General features: G+C 41.9%; 13 protein-coding genes. 5 read left to right on the plus strand and 8 right to left on the minus strand.

The window, feature by feature from the left end; genetic code table 11:
- The first annotated feature begins 1061 nt into the window (after positions 1-1061).
- Together AABK39_RS19075 and AABK39_RS19080 are read left to right on the plus strand one after the other, a co-directional pair.
- The gene (locus AABK39_RS19075) at positions 1062-1751 is read left to right on the plus strand and encodes a sensor histidine kinase (RefSeq protein ID WP_338394905.1); all 690 of its coding nucleotides are present in this window, start codon (positions 1062-1064) and stop codon (positions 1749-1751) included.
- Positions 1748-2476, plus strand: a complete 729-nt coding sequence (locus AABK39_RS19080; RefSeq protein WP_338394906.1) for a LytR/AlgR family response regulator transcription factor — start codon at positions 1748-1750, stop codon at positions 2474-2476. The genes AABK39_RS19075 and AABK39_RS19080 overlap by 4 nt, the downstream gene beginning before the upstream one ends.
- A 55-nt stretch (positions 2477-2531) precedes the next feature.
- On the opposite strand, the gene AABK39_RS19085 is transcribed toward AABK39_RS19080, so the two are convergent.
- The 7 genes from AABK39_RS19085 to AABK39_RS19115 form a co-directional block, all read right to left on the minus strand.
- Positions 2532-4418, minus strand: coding sequence for a hypothetical protein (locus tag AABK39_RS19085; RefSeq protein WP_338394907.1), 1887 nt, complete (start codon positions 4416-4418; stop codon positions 2532-2534).
- A 179-nt stretch (positions 4419-4597) separates the two neighbouring features.
- Positions 4598-6277: a hypothetical protein gene (locus AABK39_RS19090; protein WP_338394908.1), complete on the minus strand. Its 1680-nt coding sequence runs from the start codon at positions 6275-6277 to the stop codon at positions 4598-4600.
- A 247-nt stretch (positions 6278-6524) separates the two neighbouring features.
- Positions 6525-7841 (minus strand): DJ-1/PfpI family protein, encoded by a 1317-nt coding sequence (locus AABK39_RS19095; protein WP_338394909.1) that lies wholly within the window; start codon positions 7839-7841, stop codon positions 6525-6527.
- A gap of 229 nt (positions 7842-8070) precedes the next feature.
- The gene (locus tag AABK39_RS19100) at positions 8071-8967 is read right to left on the minus strand and encodes a helix-turn-helix domain-containing protein (protein ID WP_338394910.1); all 897 of its coding nucleotides are present in this window, start codon (positions 8965-8967) and stop codon (positions 8071-8073) included.
- Between the two features lie 59 nt (positions 8968-9026).
- Positions 9027-10535 carry a PepSY-associated TM helix domain-containing protein gene (locus AABK39_RS19105; RefSeq protein ID WP_338394911.1) on the minus strand — a complete coding sequence of 503 codons (1509 nt, stop codon included), beginning with the start codon at positions 10533-10535 and terminating at the stop codon, positions 9027-9029.
- 102 nt (positions 10536-10637) lie between these two features.
- The gene (locus AABK39_RS19110) at positions 10638-12869 is read right to left on the minus strand and encodes a TonB-dependent receptor (RefSeq protein ID WP_338394912.1); all 2232 of its coding nucleotides are present in this window, start codon (positions 12867-12869) and stop codon (positions 10638-10640) included.
- A gap of 285 nt (positions 12870-13154) precedes the next feature.
- Positions 13155-13481: a hypothetical protein gene (locus AABK39_RS19115; RefSeq protein WP_338394913.1), complete on the minus strand. Its 327-nt coding sequence runs from the start codon at positions 13479-13481 to the stop codon at positions 13155-13157.
- Between the two features lie 1150 nt (positions 13482-14631).
- Here AABK39_RS19115 and AABK39_RS19120 point away from each other — a divergent pair.
- Both AABK39_RS19120 and AABK39_RS19125 read left to right on the plus strand, forming a co-directional pair.
- Positions 14632-16065: a GAF domain-containing protein gene (locus AABK39_RS19120; RefSeq protein ID WP_338394914.1), complete on the plus strand. Its 1434-nt coding sequence runs from the start codon at positions 14632-14634 to the stop codon at positions 16063-16065.
- A 316-nt stretch (positions 16066-16381) separates the two neighbouring features.
- Positions 16382-17455, plus strand: a complete 1074-nt coding sequence (locus AABK39_RS19125) for an IS701 family transposase (RefSeq protein ID WP_338392425.1) — start codon at positions 16382-16384, stop codon at positions 17453-17455.
- A gap of 48 nt (positions 17456-17503) precedes the next feature.
- Here the strand turns inward: AABK39_RS19125 and AABK39_RS19130 are convergent, their stop codons facing one another.
- Positions 17504-18283: an MBL fold metallo-hydrolase gene (locus AABK39_RS19130; RefSeq protein ID WP_338394915.1), complete on the minus strand. Its 780-nt coding sequence runs from the start codon at positions 18281-18283 to the stop codon at positions 17504-17506.
- A 273-nt stretch (positions 18284-18556) separates the two neighbouring features.
- On the opposite strand from AABK39_RS19130, the gene AABK39_RS19135 reads away from it, so the two are divergent.
- The gene (locus AABK39_RS19135; RefSeq protein WP_338394916.1) at positions 18557-20188 is read left to right on the plus strand and encodes an ABC-F family ATP-binding cassette domain-containing protein; all 1632 of its coding nucleotides are present in this window, start codon (positions 18557-18559) and stop codon (positions 20186-20188) included.
- Positions 20189-20212 lie beyond the last annotated feature (24 nt).

The raw sequence follows: 20212 nt of genomic DNA on the forward strand, positions 1-20212 counted from the left end.
TTTCCCCACGCACAACAGCTATCCAAATATAATCACTTCAAACCTCATGGAGACTCTCTTATAACTAGCATAGTTGTGTTGCAATCCAACCAAAATCAGACGTTTTCCACTATTCTAAAATCATTTTGGACACATTTCAATATAGTGATTTATCCAATAATAAAATTGATTTGAGACAGTGACAGAGGCCATACTTTGTGAATACCCTCTCTAACTTTGTAAAGAGGGTTGTTTATTTTGTAAAACTATATTCTCTGATATCAAAGAAACATTCATCTACATAAAATTAGACTTTTTAGATTCGTACATATTTCTTTTTATCAGCTCATTATACATGGGAATTAAAGACTCCATATCAAAAAAAGACTTTTCTTTAATTAATAATATCTTTTTGTGAAAATTTCTCTTTTAAATAATCATATCACATGTTTATGTGAATGATATTATTATTTTTAAGAATAAATACATGAAAATTCAATCACACGCATAATCATGTGCTTTATATATGTTTTTTGAGTGGAATAACGCTATAATCACTACAAAGGGCTATGTTCTTGAAACACCTTAAACGTATTGTATATACTGGCTTTGACCAGAACTTACCTACCATTGAAAAGCGAAAAGTCCTTTGGTTTAACTTTGTTAGTTATTTTATCCTCTGTGTAGTAGCATTTTACTGTTTCAAAAACTATCTTCTGGGACAACCCGAATTTGCTACTGCGGAAGCATTCTTTCTTGTGTTTATAGTCTTTTCTATTCACTCCCATGCCAAGAAGAGATACCAAATCGCACGTCTGACTATCTGTCTCGCATTATTATTTTTCCTGTTTTTACTAAATGTTTATTTATCCCCTAGCTTTCCCGGCAGGATTTACATCTATTACAACTTGGCGGTCATAATCCTTAGTGTCTTTCTTATTGATAATTCAAGAATCACACTATTTATTTGGTTTTGTACTATCGCTCTTTGTTTAGCGCCACAATACCTATTTTCAAAAGAGCACTATCATTACAAAACCCATATACATACCGTCATTTTGTTCTCTTTCACATATTTCGCCATGAATTTTTATAAGGGCATTACGCTCCGTTACCAAAAGCAATTGGAGGAAAAAAACGAGGAAAACGAATTGTTGCTAGGCGAGGTGCACCATAGGGTGAAAAACAATTTACAGCTGATCACTAGCATGTTGCGACTAAGGGAAAGACAACTGACTTCCGATAAAGCGAAAAAACTTATTGGCGAGAGCCGAGAACAAATCAAAGCCATAGCCACGGCCCACGAAAGCTTATATAAAAAAAATATGGGTGACCTGCTGGATATGAACGAGTACGTAAAGCAATTGGTAGCGGATACCCGGGAAGCGTTGGGTGACACCGCTATTACTTGGAAAAGTCATATCGATATTGGAAGGTTGTTTCTGAATGCAGATACGGCCGTACCTATAGGGTTAATATTAAATGAACTGATTACCAATAGCCTAAAATACGCTAAACCCATAAGACAAGAGGTTTTGCGAATCGAAGTCAAGGTTAGCGAAATTGATGGTCTAGTACAGTTAACCTATAGCGATAACGGAACTCCCGCACCTGAAATGGCCGATGCCCTTGAAGCAGGTTCAAAGCGGGGTTTCGGAATGAAACTAATCCGATCTTTGTGCAGACAATTGGGCGCCGATGTAAATGTCAGCACAGAGAACGGTCTTGTCTATGATTTTATTTTTAATACCCAACAAACCGTTGAAGCATGAGCAAGGAAAAGGTATTGATTGTGGAAGATCAAGTATTAGTGGCCGAGGATATAGCCGAAGAGCTCGAAATACAAGGCTTTGGAATTCTTGGAATAGCCACATCCGCTCAGGAGGCTGTATCGATTATTGAGAAAGAAGTCCCTGACCTTGTGATATTGGATATTCGGATCAAAGGAGAGCTTAGCGGTATTGATTTGGCCCGGATTATTTCCAAACGCTGGAAACTCCCTTTCATTTTCCTTTCCGCCAATACAAACGATATGGTTGTAAACGCGGCGTTGGAGACTTTACCGCATGCTTTCCTATCAAAACCTTTCAGGGAAACAGAACTGCACACCGCCGTTGAAATTGCGTTACGTAAAGGAAACAAACAGAATAATGAAAGCGGAAACGACGATTCCATTTTTATAAAATTGAAAGAGGGTTTCCAAAAAATTAAACTCAACGATTTGCTTTATCTCCAAAGCGACGGCAGTTATACTCGCTTTCATATGGCAAATGGTAAAGAGTTCGTGATCAGTGTTAATTTAAAGAGGTCCGAGGCTATGGTTCCCAAAAAAGGCTTTGTTCGCATTCACCGATCATACGTGGTCAATGCTACAAGGGTTGAGTCTTTTGATTCCAAAAGCGTAAAACTTCCCAATGACATTGAATTGCCGATCAGTATACCTTCCGTCGAATTTATAGACGCAATGCGTATGGCGGGTGTCACATTCGGTTCGTGATAAATAAGAAAATGGTTTCCTCCAATTAAAATCGTTATACTTTTTATCCTTGGCTCTATTTTCTTCTTCGTTTCTTCTTTCCGCCACTTCCCCCACTGGCAATCGCAGGAACTGGGGCTGGAGTGGCTACGGCAGAAGGGCTGTCTAGTTTTTGCTCCAAGGCCTCAAACAGCGTCATTATATAAGTTATATTCTGTGGTACAGTCCCCTTAAGCGGTTCTTTGTGCGTTTTCACTTTCGGAATAGCGTCAAAATGGTGTCTGACCTCCATGCCAAACGTATTCCATCCGTTGCGGTCCATGCCTAAGCTCTTTCGTATTACGGAATTGATAAGTGCCCAGAGATCTCGCGCTATATCAAGCTGTTCCTGTGTTTCCTTAAATTTGTCTTTATGGTATTGGGGTAAACGTTTCATGCGGTCTACTCTGGTCATGTCATGCGGCAAAATAGCGTCGGCAGATACGCTATGGCTGTTTTCTATCTGAATCATCAGGTAAAACACGTTCTTGAGGTCTTCATTTAGGCAGGTGTCGAGTTCCTGATGCAATTTGCTGATATGAAGAATCTGGGTAAGGATCATGGAGTAGAATTCCAGAGCCCTGATTTTGATGAAATAAACGCCCATAGTACTAAAAAAAAGCCCGATGGACATTCGGTAATAAGGGAGCATCATGGCTTTGTGATCTCCAATTCCCGGAGGGATAAAATGGTGTACGGCGACGGTTCTGATCTGCGAAGGGACAGGCCTTTCGGAAATATCTCCTATTTCGTCCATGCTGGCGTGTAGCAGTGGCATTCCCCGCATCTTGTTCATCGATCCGTCGTCCATCTTTTTTGTTTTGTTCCTTATCCGCTCAAAAACGCCTTCCGCTTTTTGCATCTTCTTTTTCATCAGATCAAGCTGAACTTTGGAAAGTTCGCCCAGCTTGTTCAGGAATGAGTTGTAAAGACTCATGGAGGTAGTGAGCGTAAGGTCATCCGCTGTGTCAAGGCCCAGGTCGTCGCCAATAAAATCGAAGTCCGGCACTTGCAGAAAATCTTCCCATTCCCTTCTGATAGCTTCCCTTCGTTGGTGTTCCTCTTCCGAAATCATAAAGCCCTCGTCGGTCATCACTCCCTTGTCTGCCTGCGACTCTTTTTTCACTGGCTTTGCCTTGGCTGGTCCGGATTTGCTTTGTTCCTCTAACCGTTTTTCATCTTCCAATTTGGCCGCGGCTATAAGTTCGTCCAGCTCTCGCATTTCGTCTTCGTGGCTTTGGCCTTTTTTCTTTTTCTTCTTCTTCTTTTTGCCAGGTTGTTCGTTTGGTGTTGCCGGTGTCGCCATTCCTTGAGCCCCTTCTGGAGTTGTTTCTAACTCTGGTTTTATTTCCGTTTCCGTATTGGTCGCTGTGGGGAGGCTGACTGAGCTCGGTTCAAAAAATTCCTGTTCCGCCCGTTCTTTGTTCGTACGTCCAAAACGGTCGGCGAATACTATTGGAAAATGTGAGTTCCTTAGAAGTTTATCGATATGTTCAAGAGCGTTTTTCTCAAGTTCCCTTCTTGGATCGCCTCCCACCATGCGTCCACGACCGTTATCGTAAAACGCTATTCGGGGACTTTTTTCCTGAATACTATAATGCGCCATGCTGAACTCTACGAATACCTCACGGCGATCTTTTGAAAAATGTGTGGATTCCAGATCTATGGTCAGGTGCGGATAGCCTTTTCCTCCCGGAAGAATAATGGCGTGGCGTGTGGGGGCAACATGGAACTTTGAAGAGCGATCTTTTTCAAGAGCCCGAGTCCATACACCTGCCGAAAAATTCATTTTCATCCTTTGGATGGGCGGTTCTTTCGAGATTGCGGACAGTTGTATCGGCGGTGGCGTTTTCAGCGTTGCCTTGGCGTGTACCTTCCGTTGCGCAGGTTTAGCGTTTTTGGGCAAGGGACGACGGATTCGCATAAATGTTCCTCAGTGCTTTGGTCGGTAATCAAGAGTGAATCTCGTTTTTCGCTTCAAAGATCTTTCCAAGCTGATTAGCTGTCAGTTTGGTGTGGTCTTCTTTTTTTAGAAAATAAAAGGCCGTGAAGAATGATCTTCACGGCCTTGTTCTTTCGTCGTTTATTTGTCTTTACACAGAGTTATTTCTCAATATTCGCTTTTGCCGTGGCTTCGAAATAGCGTTCCAGTTTCTGTTGTCCTTCCGTTTTTTGGAGTTGGAATTCCAGATTATCGAAACTGTTGATATCTACTAGCTCGTTACCTCCGTCATCGTAGCTTACCTTTACCCTGTCGCCGACGGTGGTTATTGGGATTTCGTTGGAAATGGTGGAACCGCCTACGAATACCTTGTTTTCGAAACCTTTTAAAATCATATAATAGAACGTGTTTCCGTTCCGGGTATCGGCGCCTACCCTAACCACTTCGGTTTCGATTTCGAAGCTGGCCACATTTGAGCTGGTGGCTATAGCGTTTCCTTTGCCGTTTAGGACACCTTTGTAATCGCGCAAAGCTTCTTTCACATTAGCGCCGACGCCAACGATACTGTAATCCTGTACGGATACCATAGCGATCATTTTCACAAGCCCAGCGTTATCTTTTAATGACATCACGTAAGTGGGAACATTATTTATATTATATGCGACGGGAAAAGAGGCTTCGTAGCCTTTTTCCTGAACTTTGCCCATAGCCGATTGCCGCGCTGCTTCTTCCGTAGCGCCAGTCAGCGGATACCAAGTCGTTTGTTTGGTGCGGGTATCCACCAAAGCGAAACCAACAGTTCCGTCATCAGCGCCAACCGAAGTGAGGCCGGTATACCAATACGATTTTCCGTTTGATCCATATACCAAAGTCAAACCGTCGGTTATAGTCAATTTTCCTTGGTTTGAAAAATTCCAATAACCGTGAACATATTCGCCCCAGTCCTTGAGCTGTGAAGCGATAAAGTGTTCCGGCTGAATACGGTCGATCCAAGCCGGCGCTTTGTCTATATCAAAGTATTCCGTATCACCGGTTGCGGGATCCATAACGATTACCTTCTCGGCCTCATTACCCGAAAAACCGATTTTCTTTTTGTATCCGGTAATCACCCAATATGGCTTACCGTTATCATCAATTTCGAAAGTAAAATCGGTAAGACCACGTGTAATGTTACCATCAAAATACGTATGACGATAAAGGTTATCGAAGAAATAAGCGTTCGGTTGGTATTTGATACGTACGGGAGCGCCACCAACGGTTCCTACCAAACGGACATCCCGTTCGTTATTGGCCGAGACCATTACATAACCGGGAGTACCGTCCCCATTACTCAGCCATTTGAAAAAACCGGAATGAAGCAAAGGTGCCACCCAATAAAGCTTACCGTTTACACTTTGGATCGAAAATTCCCCCAAATCGGTTTGGCTTCCCAAGGCCGGTTTTGAGCCGAGCATTTTATCGCCCAAACGGCGGGCCATTCCTTTGTCCACAATCCGGATATCTTCAGTCGATATTGGAGCGATACGTTCGCTAAAATCTTTTCCCTCCTTTACTGTTCCGATCAGGTTCCGGTAGTCATCGCTATGGAACAATGCCCAAGAGGAAAATACATTTGCCAATACCAGATATCCTGCGACTAGTCCCAAAAAAATAGGCAGTATTTTCGAATATTTGGAGTTTTCGTTAGCCCCTGATTTGGACAGAAAATATTGTATCCCCCCACCGGAAACCAAGATCAAAATCGGAAACAGCATAAAGCCGTACGCTATGGTAGGAGTGGTGACATAAACAAAAAATAAGAGCATTAACAGCCCTCCAAGATATATAAAGGCTTTTTTCATATTAAACGGTTTTTAGAAATAGGTCAAAAGTATGTGTCAATACGAGTCGATATTGTTCTGTATGGGAAGATAGTTGAAAAAATACTTTTTTAAAGATATAAATATGAGTAGTTATTCATTATGGGTAGTGAGTGGAATTAGTTTAAAGTCTAAAAATAAAATCAGTAGCACTGATAAAGAACAAGGATCCCAAGACACTCAAGGCAAAAAATTTGGGAGAGCCTAAGCGTCCTGGGAATTGGTGAGATCAGTGGTAAAAACTTTCAGAAAGCCTGAGCCCTTTTTTTGTTGCCGATTTGTAAAACGGGTTAATGGGAGCTATTAAAGCTTTGCTTATCGCTGTCCTTAGTTTACCGGCTTTGGCAGGCGACCCCATATTTAAAACCGGATTCGGGTCAAACTCCAATTCTGTCTGTTCAATATGACGTGCGACCTCTCTGCCAAGCAGTTGCTCCACGGCAAGCAGTCCCGCCTCATAAGAACCGACAGCGGGGCCTGCGGTAATGTATTTCCCGTCCATCACCACTTCTTTTTCGCTAATCCTGGCTCCTACAACAGGCAGGTATTTCAGCATATGGAAATTAGTGGCGGCGGTACGGTTTTTCAGCTGGCCCGTTGCGCCTACCAGTAAAACGCCAGCGCATACGGAAATAACGCTTTTTGCTTTCGCTGACTGGTCCGCTACAAAAGCCAAAGTTTCCGGATCGGAACAGTATCCCGGTAATGAGGCACCGACAATAAACACATCGGCTTGAGGACAGTCTTTGAAGCTCGTGTCGGCCACCATCTTTGGGCCAACCAACCCCGCGACTTCACCTTCCTCCTTCCAGACATAGTGAATCTTAGCGTCGGGGATAGTACCGAAAACGTCTACCGCTCCCATAATATCGGGTATATATAGTCCGGATGGTGTAAAAACCACGACATTCAAGGGTTGTCTCTGGCCTGGAAAATCCGGCTTTTCGATAATGGTCCCTTTGGCGGGAGCCTCTCCATAACGGCAAACGGGGTCGTACTCCAATGTTAATTCGAATAAACTGGCGATCGCTTTGCCTCTGATTTTTTTCAACAATTCAAAACCAGCTTCCATCATTCCCGTCGATGGCCCCGCAGTGTAAAACTTCCCGTCAATTACCGCCTTGCGTTTAGGCTCGGGAATTACACCATAGTCATGCAGAGCGTCAAGATGCCAATTATCCGTAGTCGCTTTCTTGCCACGCAAGAGTCCAAGTTTCGCCAAGGCCAGTACACCGTTTGAAATAGCCAGTACATATTTGGCGTCTTTTGCCTTGGCCTCAATAAAGTCCAATAACTCCCTATCATAAAGCCGATCATCGGGAATTTCCCCTATTATCAGTACATCCAGTTTGGGGCAGGTCTTAAATGTTGTGTTTGCGATCAGGGGAAAATCAGATTTGCCTTTTACTAATCCGGTTTTACGGCTGGCCAGATATACTTTGCTGGTCGGGAATGACCCTAAAATTGTTTCCGTTTCGATTATGTCCGCCGCCCGGAAACCCGGTACCAGCGCATAGCCGATCGTTAGTTTACTTACAATAGACATAAGCACAGTTAATTTAGAGTGTCTCGTTGTAAACAGCTTAGGGAAAAGTAGAAAGACTACATTGCCGATAAATTGGTTTTGAGCCGAAAACCGTTTAACGGCAAAGACTATGACCTAGAGGCCTTTCCTTATCACCCTTTGCTGTTTACGTTGCACTGCTTTTGTCATTAGCTGACCACACAAAGGTCGCTTTAGGCAATACTAAAAATCAGGACAATCCGGGCGGAATTCAGGATTTTGGTTCTTTGTTACGGAATTGCTTGGGCGTCAAACCTTCGTGTTTTTTAAAAAACCGGCTAAAATATGAAGAATCGTATATCCCTACAGACTCCGCTATTCTTCCTACTGACAGGTTGGTTTGGCGCAACAGGTTTTTCGCCTTCAAAAGTCTCGCTTTATCAATCATCATCGTGGCTGTCATTCCTGTGACTTCTCTTACACAACGATTCAGGTAGTTTTGAGATACATTAAGGCGCTCGGCTAAATCCCGTAATGTAATCCCGTCTGCCAAGCTTTCTGAAAGTTGGTGTTTAAACGTATGGGTTAGCCTTGCAGCCGTCTTGTTTTCGGAGGAAAATCGAGAACCTGGAATACCGTTTAGCTCAAATAAAAGGGCAAGTAAATAGGCCTGGATTATTTCTTGGCTAGGGTATTCCGAATAATATTCATGATAAAGGCGTAAATAAATATTTTCGAAAAATCGGGCCCTGTCTTCATCTAAAGTGAATTCCGAAGCGCTCCAAGTATCCAGTATATCCAGACAGTCCAAACGATTTCCGATATGTCCGGCCAACATATCCGGGTGGAAATGACAAGTATACCCCCGTATATCATCGTCCATAATTTCGACGGAAAACACTTTGTTGGCCTGGATTAGCAAAACATGTCCGGGTTTTACCTCAAAATGTTCGGAGCCTAACGTGATACAGAAAGTTCCGGCCGTGATATAAATCAGAGTGGCGCTTTTGACAACAGAAGGCCTTATTGGATAATCTACAAAGGGATTAATTTCTTCCAAACGGATACAAAAGAAATCACTTAACACCGGATTGATGTGTGATTTACCCTCACTCCTCAGATAAGCGTTTATTAACGATTCGGTATTATAAATTTTAGGATGTTCCATATTAGAAGAAAACTAGCCTCCATTGGTTCTTTCTAAAGGCGTTAACGATAAAGGCGCAATCAGGTTTTAACAAGCGATTCATCTTGTTTCACACATTTATTGGGCTTGTTAGAATTGGATTTCCTTTCTCTTCGTCTAATTATTAATTGCCATAAAGCATGACAAGTCACAAAAAGAATAAATAAAACCACTAGGGAAATAATCCCGTCTCGCCCCTTTTTTCCAAGGAAATCAAGCATATGGAACTTATGCAGAAAAGCGAAAGTAAAACCTTCCCTTCTATCGCTGTCATTTATCCGGGCAGCAAGTTTACCTCGTTTGGTATCGATATAAAAAGTTGAATGACCAGCTGTTCGATATTGGAGCTTATAGACCGGTAACCGTTTATTGACAAAACCGTATTCGCCACCGAATCGATTTACTAGTTCGATTGAAAGTAATTGATCCTTGGCAGGAGCACCGAAAGTCTCGGCCAAAAAGAGGGCATATGTCCGTGGCCCATCTGTTATCGGTTTACCGTCAGTAGTATTAAAGTACAAATATTCATTTTTCTTGGCTCTCTTATTTTTTGATACTGCAATTCGAAAAAAACTTTTTCCTTTAAAACGAACGATATCGAATTGATCGGATTTACAACTATCGAGTAAATACAATAAATCAGATTTGATAGATTCAGAAGGAATAGAGGTTTTGTATTTACTTAAATGACGTAAATCGGGTGTGATTTTCATATAAGCGTGATAAAATCCACTATATGAAAACATAAGGAAAAACACGCTTGAGCTTAGACCTAATAGACGATGTCGGGATCGTTTTTTTGACAATGAACTTTTGCCTTTTGTTGATCTGAATCGTCTCCATCCTATTCCGTAAATAAATAACCCGGAAACCGAAACCAGAAACATTAATCCTGTAAAAATGAGTATTATCGGAATCCGGAGCCCCGAACCTATTAACCATTCCCATTTATGAAAAATATTGAAAAACCATTTAAACACGCTTCGTTTTCGATCCGAAACAGTCCCTAAACTATCCGAAAGAGTATGGACATATACTTTCATATTATCCGCTCTTTGGAAAGAGATCTCATAAACGGGTAAAAGCCTATTTATAATCGGATAATCGTTGCCGTATTTATCCACTCGCCTAACAGATTCAATTCCGGATACGGAATCAGCTATAAAATATCGGGCTAGTTGAATGGCGTATTTATTTTCGCCGTTAGATATTACAGTTCCTGTAGTCGCATCTATGTAAATAGACGAATCTCCCTCAATATGAATTTGATAACATGTATTACCTTGAAGATTTACGAACCTTACGTTTGTAAAGTCTAAACTAGGGTTTGTCTTTATTATTTCTGACAAACCTATTATTCCATCAGTTGAATGTCGGGAAACGTATATTCGTTTTGCAGGTTTGGTCGGGAAAAAATTGGCCATAAAGGGATGAGCCAAACCACTAAGACACCAAAGAATAACGGGGATAGATCCCACAATAGCAAAGCGTCTGTGCCAACGATAAAACCACCCTAACCATACGGCCGGTTTCTTCTTTTTATCTTTCATAATATTTTATTCGATAGGAAAGTTTAGGACGTACGGAACCATGCCCAAATTAGAGTATGGGGTTGGTTCCGTATTTTTCTAGAATGTGGGATAGGTGAAAATTTACCGGTTCCCTCCGAATCGGTATTCTATTCCCACTAAGAAAGTTCGTGGGGCTCCTGGTGTGTATTTTTCACCCCAGCCACTGTTACTTACCCGCGTAGCGTATAGCTTGTCAGTTAAATTTAGTAACTGAGCCCAAACAGAAATACGACCGAACCGACAGTTGCTGCGCAGGTTAAAAACATCATAACCTTTGTATTCGCTATTATTCGCATTATCGCTATAATATGGCCCTACGTGTTGCCATTCTATTAGCCAAGTCCAATTAGAATAAAAAGGCATTTTTTGTGTTACCGATAAATTGTTCACCCAACTTGGCGCGCCGGGCATATCGTTATCATCAAAATCTGATCGGATAACTTGGCCCTCTGTGTTAGATTTCGCCTCAAAATATTTCAAGTATTTGTGCTTTGAAATATTCCCGGAAAGCCTAATCTCCGTTAATGAAAATGGCTTATAACTTAGCCCATATTCAATCCCCATATGTTCGGTAGAGCCGGCGTTATTGTTGATAAAACCACGAACCTCATCGTAAACACTTATAATCTCATCTTTGCCTCGCATCCAATAGAGACTAAGGTCTAGGCTTGCCTTTCCGTCCAAAAATTTCAACCATGTTCCTAATTCATAATTATTGAATCTGGCTGGGTTCAGATTCTGTTTTTCAGCCGTTTTTCTATAAATCTCATTAACGCTTGGAGGTATAAAACCTTGACTAAAATTAGCGTACAGAATACGGTCGTTTCCGAAATCATAAGTAAGCCCGGCTCTTGGCGTTATTTTGCTTTGATGGTCATTGTCGTCACCAGAAATATTATCTCCAGCTTTTAGGTTATTATCGAATTGATACCCGAAATGATCGTACCTCAATCCCAACACTAGTTTAAGCTTATTGAGCGGACGGATATCCAATTGCGAATACAGCGCTTTGTTATTGATATCGGTTTCATAATCAAGCAAAGTGACATTAGGGCGAGTAAAGGACGTATAAATACCGTCTTCGTTTCGTGTGATATCGATTCGTTCGGCGAAATATGTCATTGGTGAATAATCGATATTTCCGCCTATACGCAGAGTTGATTTTAAAGCCGGGAGTTTCTGCACGTGTTGTAGCCAGAACACGTAACTCTGAAAGTGATTTTCGTTCATTTCTCCCGTTGCTTTCAGCGGGTCTTGCCTATTATTTTTTATTCTATAGCTCGGGGTTTGATCACTTATATTGTTACGATAAACAAAGGCCACACTTGTTTTTGAATAGGTACTCCACTGATGGTCTATTTGCAATCGTTGACGAAATGCTTTTGCTAATCTTTCAGTAAACGTGTATAACGTTGAATACTCTTCACTTTCGAAATTTTCCTTATCTAATGATCCCGACATATCCGCCCGATAATCAATTATTGATGTGGTGGACCAAAGTTCGGTCTTGTCATTTAGGTCATAAGTTAGTTTAAGGCTTATTGCGTTTTTTTCCATATCACTATGATCGCGAACACCGTCAATTTGCCTAGCCACATAGCCCCCAAGCGCATACCCAAGCTTATTGTTTTTTCCGGATAGAGTAACATCACTACGATAAAATCCTCTATCACTAACACGGGCGGTAATATTCCCGTTAAACTGGCCTTCGGGAGTAATCGTAATCATATTTATCGCCCCACCGACAGCTTCGCTTCCATAAATGGACGAAGCCGGCCCACGGAGAACTTCCACGGATTGGGTGATCGCCATATTCATTTCCAGTAAGGCATTATGGTTAAAATTACCCGTCGGCCGGATAGGCATTCCATCTTCCAGATACAGGAAAAGACTTTTGGTGGAAATCGGTTGACGGATACTCATCATATGCTGTTCGCCACCTAACGGACTCATATAAACGCCTGGAACAGAATTAAGCACCTCGTCAAGTCGGGACGGGCGATATTGTTCCATTCGTTTCGGGCTTAGTGTACTTATAGCAGCCGGGACATCACTTCGTTTTTGCGCGTCACGGCTTGCGGTTACCACTAGGTCTTCAAGCTCTAAAGTCATGGGATTTAGCCTGATAGTTGCGCATTCATCCGCACGGATAGTCTGCGGTTTATAGCCTAAGCTTTGGATTTGAATGCGAGATGTTGACGAAGGAACTTCTAAGCGAAACCGACCTTGGTTATCCGAAACAGAACCTTTTGCCTTAGTACCTACTAGTGTGATTGTCGCTCCCACTATAGCTTCTTGATTGTTATAATCCAATATCCTGCCCTTGGCTGTATACTGCGCAAACGTCTCGTTTTTGCCTAAAACAACCAACAAATATATGATTCCAAAAAAGATAAAAACCTTTCTCATCTTATTCTAATTCAGGTAAATATAGAGTATACTATTCCAGTCCTGATTTTGTGTTTTCAGGATAAATTAGGATATAAGTATTCAGAAACAAAAGTCTTATCCAATTAACTCCACGGAAAAGAACATAAGTATTCCATCTGTCCAAATAGTATGGACAAGCAAGTATACAGCATGTTTCTGGATTGAAGATCAGATAAGGTTTTGGGGCGGTTTTAAAAAATCGGACAACGGCTCGGAATACGCCGGTTCCGTATATTTCGGATAGAACTTGTCAACACCTATTTCCGCTTTTGGTAAAGTTTCACCTTCCAGAAGCAGAGCCAAAGGATAATCTTTTATATTAAGACTCAAAGAAGCTTCCGCCGTCTCCGATTCCGATTGTCGCTCAATCTGTTTTCCCAAATAGCATTGGCCTCCGCAGATTGTAATCGGTTTTTCTTTATTAATACAAAGAAACTCTCGGATATAATCTTTCCTCAGCTCGAATTCGATATACGGAGCCAAAGGGCGAAGCATAGCCATGGAGTATAGAAAAAGGAATATGTACGAGAGTCCATTTCGCATTTCGATGGCGAAGCTAAGGAATTATGCGATTGAAACAAACAAAACATGACAATCAACATTTTTCAATCTAATTTTTATCAGACTTTGCTACGACACCTCCGTACTATAACTCTCTTATTACTTTCTGTTTAAACCTCCCAAATACGTTTTTTCAAGGGGCTTCCCAGGGCTAAAACATTGTCAACACTATTTCAATAGTTTACTTCCTTAATTTTCTTAAAAAAATGTTTCTTACGAAAACAAAATAGATTCGTTCAGGCTTTTTCCACTTTAGTTTCCTTTTTATTTCTCTAAAACTGAACTCACCCCCTGTCTGCTTGAGGAATGCATCCGCACTAATCATCCTTCAAAAATTATAGTTTCCTTGATTTATCATATTTTAGAATCTGTCAGTAACTTTATCACTTTCCGCACTATTTGTTTTAAAACGAAAGCGCACTACCTTCGCACGCGTGAACCCAATCTCATATATGTATACAACATAAAAACTAGCTCAAGAGAGCACTCAAGTCCCACAGATCAATACAATTGACGGGGATGCGATTATTTTTTGTTTGAAACAACTCGGTTCGCACGTTAAAAGAACACAACCATGAATAAAAAGGGCTTAGAAGGACCAAAACTCTATTCTTTCAAAGCAGTAGCCACATCTTGGATCTCGACAGGGATATTAGCGGTGGTTATTATTGGTAACGCTTTTGGGTATTGGTATATAACAGACAATATAAAATCTCATATTATAAACCAAACTTTGCCTAGCCAAGGAAACTACCTAACCACTTCATTAGAAAAAGAATTCGGAACCTTTGAGCACTCTTTGTCAAGTTTTGTCTCCAACCCATATTTAGAACGTATTTTAACCAACAGGAAAGACTCTCTTAGACTAGAAAATATACAAATATTCATAAAAGAGTCTGAACAAGGAGTCAATCTGATCTCCAATCGGAAATTGGAAAAAGAGGAATCTTCTGTTTTGGCTAGCATACAACTTTTATTGAATGATACAGTGTATTCTTCTTCAGGACCGAAAAAAGTTGACACTGAAATTTTAAGCTCTTCCAACCTGTTTCTCTCAAAAAATAAAGTGCGACATTCTATTATCATGGATGATAATACTTTGCGCATACTGGAGCGGTTGGATCTAAATACAGGTGAAAAAGCCGTGGTCATCTTCGACATCAAGGGGTATGACTTTGACAAAAACATAGCCACCGCCGCCCATGAAGGTGACTGGATATATTTAATCAACGAAGAAGGCTTACTCTCTTATATGTTCGCCAAGGACCATAGAGGAATCTGGGATATCGATGAATATCGTTACCTTATTTCAAAGCCTTTTACGGAAATGCCTGGTTGCGGGGAATACCATTCTAAACAAAAGAAGGGGCTAAATTATTCGGGCGTTTATTCCATTCAAGGTGATGATCGATACATCTTCTCCAAGGTAATGGAAAACGGCTGGGTTATGGTTATTACCAGTTCCGTTAATGAATCGATTTCGGAGGCGAAAGCCTCGGTTGGGATAGCGGCAGGAATTCAGTTACTTATAGGGCTTATCATCATCGTTATTACCGTAAGTCGCACAAGGACTATGACCGGTAATGTTGCCGCCTTATATAAGTTGGCGGATTATATGGTTCAAGGGGATCCTAATAAATTGAAAGAACTAAATCTGGGATCAAGCGTAAAGGAATTCCACGAAATAAAACTATCGTTTGAAAAGATAGCGGATTCTTTTCTTTCGATGTGCCAGTTCTCTAATGATATTGGTAACGGAAATTACAAAACAGAATACTACTTCCACAAGAATAACGCATTAGGCAACTCTTTGCTCAAGATGAAAGAGTCGTTATTGCAGTACCAAACCCAAGACAAAAACCGCCGATGGATAACGGAGGGAATTGCGGACTTTTCGCATAAACTCCGGAAATACTCCGACAATATTGATAAGCTTAGCGATAATGTTTTACGTGATCTGGTCAAGTATATGGACGCCAACCAAGGGGCATTGTATACTGTATCGGAGATAGAAGATGAGCCAAAACTTATAATGCGTTCATGCTATGCGTTTGGCAGAAAAAAATTCAGAAAATCTACTATTGCGTTTGGCGAAGGTTTGGCAGGACAAGCGTGCCTTGAAAAAGACATAATCCGCATGACCGAAGTTCCCGACGATTACGTCAATATAACATCGGGATTGGGACAAGCCCTGCCGAAAGCAATCCTTATCGTACCTTTAATGATGGACGGCCAAGTATATGGTATAATAGAATTGGCCGGATTCAAAGTATTCGAAGAACACCATATCGAATTCATTAAAAAGCTTTCCGAAGCGATAGCGGGAACTCTTTCTTATTTGGAAGTAAACGAAAAAACAAAGAAGCTTTTAAAGGAAACAGAAGAGCAGGCAAAACAGATGGCCTCCCAAGAAGAGGAAATGCGCCAGAACATGGAAGAACTCTTGGCCACTCAAGAGCAAATGAATCGTATGCAAAAAGAAAACGAGCAAGATTTATTTACTCAAGAAGAAAAGTAATCCCAATACTTTGAGTACGTTTTTATAAAAAGCGGGGAATTCCCCGCTTTATTTTTTAGTCCTTGATTCAGCCTCCAAATGCCTTATAAAATTCTTCGGTTAAAGCCTCTATTTCATCTTTTTTGTATTTTCTCGAAAAGTGAACAGGAACGGCTTCTTTTACACCACATTCTTTCATTATTTTCCCCGAGGCATCGGCGTAGCTATGGTAATTTTTTATAGCAAAATCCTTATCCTCTGTTTTATAACTGACCTTTCGCTCGCCTTTCCTATTGCAATTTTGGAAATTATATGATAAGTGACCGATTTTTGAAAAATGAAAAGGAGAGACGGATTTGAATTATACACGGATTATCTTATTGCCAGTCGAGGGCAAGCCACCTCAACAGGGCTCTCAGCATCTTTGGACAATCAGATTCCCCATGATTATTTCAGCGACCTCCTCAAGCAACCGGACATGGACCAAAAGGCTTTTTGGAAAGAGGTGAAGTCTTTCGCCAGGAGTATTGAGGGCGAAGAGGCGGTTTTGAGTATCGACGATTGCATTGTCCACAAGCCTCATTCCTCGGAAAACGACATCGTAGCTTATCATTTCGACCATACTGTAGGCAAAGCGGTCAAAGGGATCAACTCCCTTAACTTTCTTCTGAGCAATACCGTGGAAGGACAAACGGTTAACTGTCCGGTCGCTTATGAGATCGTCCACAAGACGGTGAAATACATAGACAAGAACGGGAAGGAAAAGCGTAAAAGCGAGAAAACGAAAAATGAGATGGTACTGGAAGTTTTACACCGTCTAAACTTTCTGAACAAACTGGTTTTCAGGTACATTCTTTTCGATACGTGGTTCACCGCCAGCGATACGCTGAAGTATATTCATTACAAGCTCAAGAAGGTTTTCGTTTGCCCGCTGAAGAGCAACAGGAATATAGCAATGAGCGAAAAGGACAAAAACGAGGGCAAATTCATTCACGTTTCGGATGCGCCTATTGAAAGCGGTCAAGTGAAGCGGGTGTGGGTCAAGGGAGTTGATTTTCCTGTCACGCTCGCCAAACAAGTCTTTACAAACAGGGACCGGTCGACCGCGGAACAATGGCTGGTTACCAACGGGGAGAACATGGCTTTCGAGGATATCGTAGCGATCTACCAAAAACGGTGGAAAGTCGAGGAGTTCCATAAGTCGCTCAAGCAAAACACGATGTTAGGCAAGTCTCCCACAAAGATGGAGATTACCCAATTGAACCACATCTTCGCTTCCATGATCGCCTACATAAAACTGGAAAAACTGAAGGTTAAGGAGAAGCTGAATCACTTTGCGATAAAATCAAAATTGTATTTGAAGATGATAAAGGCTGCCATGGAAGAACTTGACGCCTTGCGGTCGGCCTGAAATATATTCATTAAGAATCGCTCTCCCAAATGCAGGGAGAGCGAAAGTTCAGTTATAAAACGATTCGATTAAAACCTTATCGCTACTTGAGAAGAGCGCTTTGATCTTGGAGTGGTTTTCTTCATTCGGAGCGTGGTCCATTTTTATCCCTAGCTTATACCCTCTTTTGATTTCCAAAAGATAAAAAAGCTCTTGGGCTTCGAATGCCTTTTCCCCTATTGTGATTTCTCTGTTCTTTTGATCATTCACAAAAGCTTCCTTTAATTCCCGGATCCAAGGACCGCCCCTGAATTTTCCGTTTTTGAGATTGATATTTACACTGTCGAATTCTTGGAAAAGATAAGCTACGGAAGGTGTTTTGTGATCCAAAATGGTAAAATGGACGGCAAAACGTTCGTTCGAAAATATTTGGCCCAAAGGCAAATCCAGATCAGGAAGCGTAATGGGTTCCCAATTTGGCGGAGCCAGAAGGGTCCTCTTTATTCCAGATTCGGATATTTCCCGTATTTCATATTCAACTGACCCCGCTTCGATCAAATTCCAAGTATAGGCAAGTAATTTGTGAGTAACACGCTCGGTGATATCTTGTGGACCACAAACCACAATCCGTTTTTCAGTCCCTATCTGGTGGCGAATCAACGAATCAAAGTTCACAAAATGGTCAATATGAGCGTGACTTATGAAAATGGCTTCAGCGTCTTGACAATCTTTTACCGTCAGACCCGAAGCATCACCGCATTCGCAGATATAATTTTTACTATGATTATCTAATGTTACCGAGACGCAGATATCTTCGTCTTGTCTACTTTTCAATTCGGCTTTAAACATACATGGAAGTGTTACGATCTTTTGTTTAATAAATCAGATGCGATTATAATCGTCAAAAATGACTGTTAAAAATAGTCAATCCATAGCTGACAATATGAATATGCTATGAACAAAACCATTGAATCTATGCCTAAAGCAGAGAATTGTGATACAATGTGAATTTTCAACGTTCTCTTTTCAACAACAGGCGACTTACAGTGCCATTTTACGTCTCAAGCCTTTATTATAGCGCCTTCTGGCGTATCTTTGCCGAGATAAACCAGACGACGAATTATGATTTCGGTAGACGCCTTAACCGTTGAGTTTAGCGGTTCGACTTTGTTCAGCGACATTTCCTTCGTGGTAAACGAAACGGACAAAATAGCCCTGATGGGTAAAAACGGGGCCGGAAAGTCCACCCTGATGAAGATTATCGCCGGTATTCAGAAACCTACCAAAGGCGGTATCTCGGCTCCCAAAGACGCCGTAATCGCATATTTGCCTCAGCATTTGCTGATGGAAGACGACTGCACCGTAATGGAGGAAGCGTCGAAGGCTTTCGCTTCGGTGTTCGCCATGCGCGACGAGATGGAGGCTTTGAACAAAGAGCTCGAAACTCGTACCGATTATGAATCGGAAAGTTACATGAAGGTGATCGAGCGGGTTTCGGACCTTAGCGAAAAGTATTACGCCCTTGAGGAAGTGAACTACGAGGCCGAAGTGGAAAAGGCTTTGCTCGGGTTGGGTTTTGTGCGCGAAGATTTTCAGAAACCTACCAGCGCTTTCAGTGGCGGATGGCGGATGCGTGTGGAGTTGGCCAAGATTCTACTTCAGAAGCCGGACCTGATCCTGATGGACGAACCGACCAACCACCTCGACATCGATTCGATTCAGTGGTTGGAAGATTTCTTGGTAAATCGTGCTAAGGCCGTAATCGTAATCTCGCACGACCGTGCTTTCGTAGATGCCGTTACCAACCGCACCATCGAGGTTACTATGGGTAAGGCTTACGATTATAAAGTAAACTACTCGCATTATCTGGAACTTCGTAAAGAGCGCCGTGAGCAACAGCAAAAGGCTTATGACGAACAGCAGAAGTTTATAGCCGAGACACAGGCCTTTATCGAAAGGTTCAAAGGGACTTACTCCAAGACCTTGCAGGTGCAGTCAAGGGTTAAAATGCTCGAAAAGCTGGAACTAATAGAAGTGGACGAAATCGATACGTCGGCGTTGAAGTTGCGTTTTCCGCCCGCTCCGCATAGTGGAAAATATCCTGTCAGGGCCGTTGACGTAAGTAAGAGCTACGGAGACCATACCGTATTCAAAAACGCATCCGTGATTATCGAAAAGGGAGAGCGTGTTGCTTTTGTGGGTAAAAACGGCGCAGGTAAATCTACTATGATCAAGGCGATCATGGGCGAGATCGGTTTTGAGGGCGAAATGGAAATTGTACCAAATGCCAGGATCGGCTATTTCGCGCAGAACCAAGCCTCCTTGCTTGACGAGAACCTTACCATATTCCAAACTGTAGACGACGCGGCCAAAGGAGAAATCCGTAACCAGATCAAGAATATTCTCGGCGCGTTCATGTTCGGTGGCGATATTTCCCAGAAAAAAGTCAAGGTGCTTTCCGGCGGGGAAAAAACCCGTTTGGCCATGATCAAACTCCTGCTGGAACCGGCCAATATCCTGATCCTTGACGAACCGACCAACCACCTCGATATGAAGACTAAGGACATCCTGAAGGAAGCCTTGCTCAAATTCGACGGAACATTGATCCTCGTCTCTCACGACCGGGACTTCCTCAGCGGTTTGGCCGACAAGGTATTCGAATTCGGGAACCAACGGATCCTTGAGCATTTCGAAGGCATCGACGATTTCTTGAAACACAAAAAGATGGAGAACCTGAGGGAAATCGAAAAGTAATTTTCCCTGCTAATCCCATCTCAA

This window comes from Fulvitalea axinellae, assembly GCF_036492835.1.
GTDB classification, from domain to species: domain Bacteria; phylum Bacteroidota; class Bacteroidia; order Cytophagales; family Cyclobacteriaceae; genus Fulvitalea; species Fulvitalea axinellae.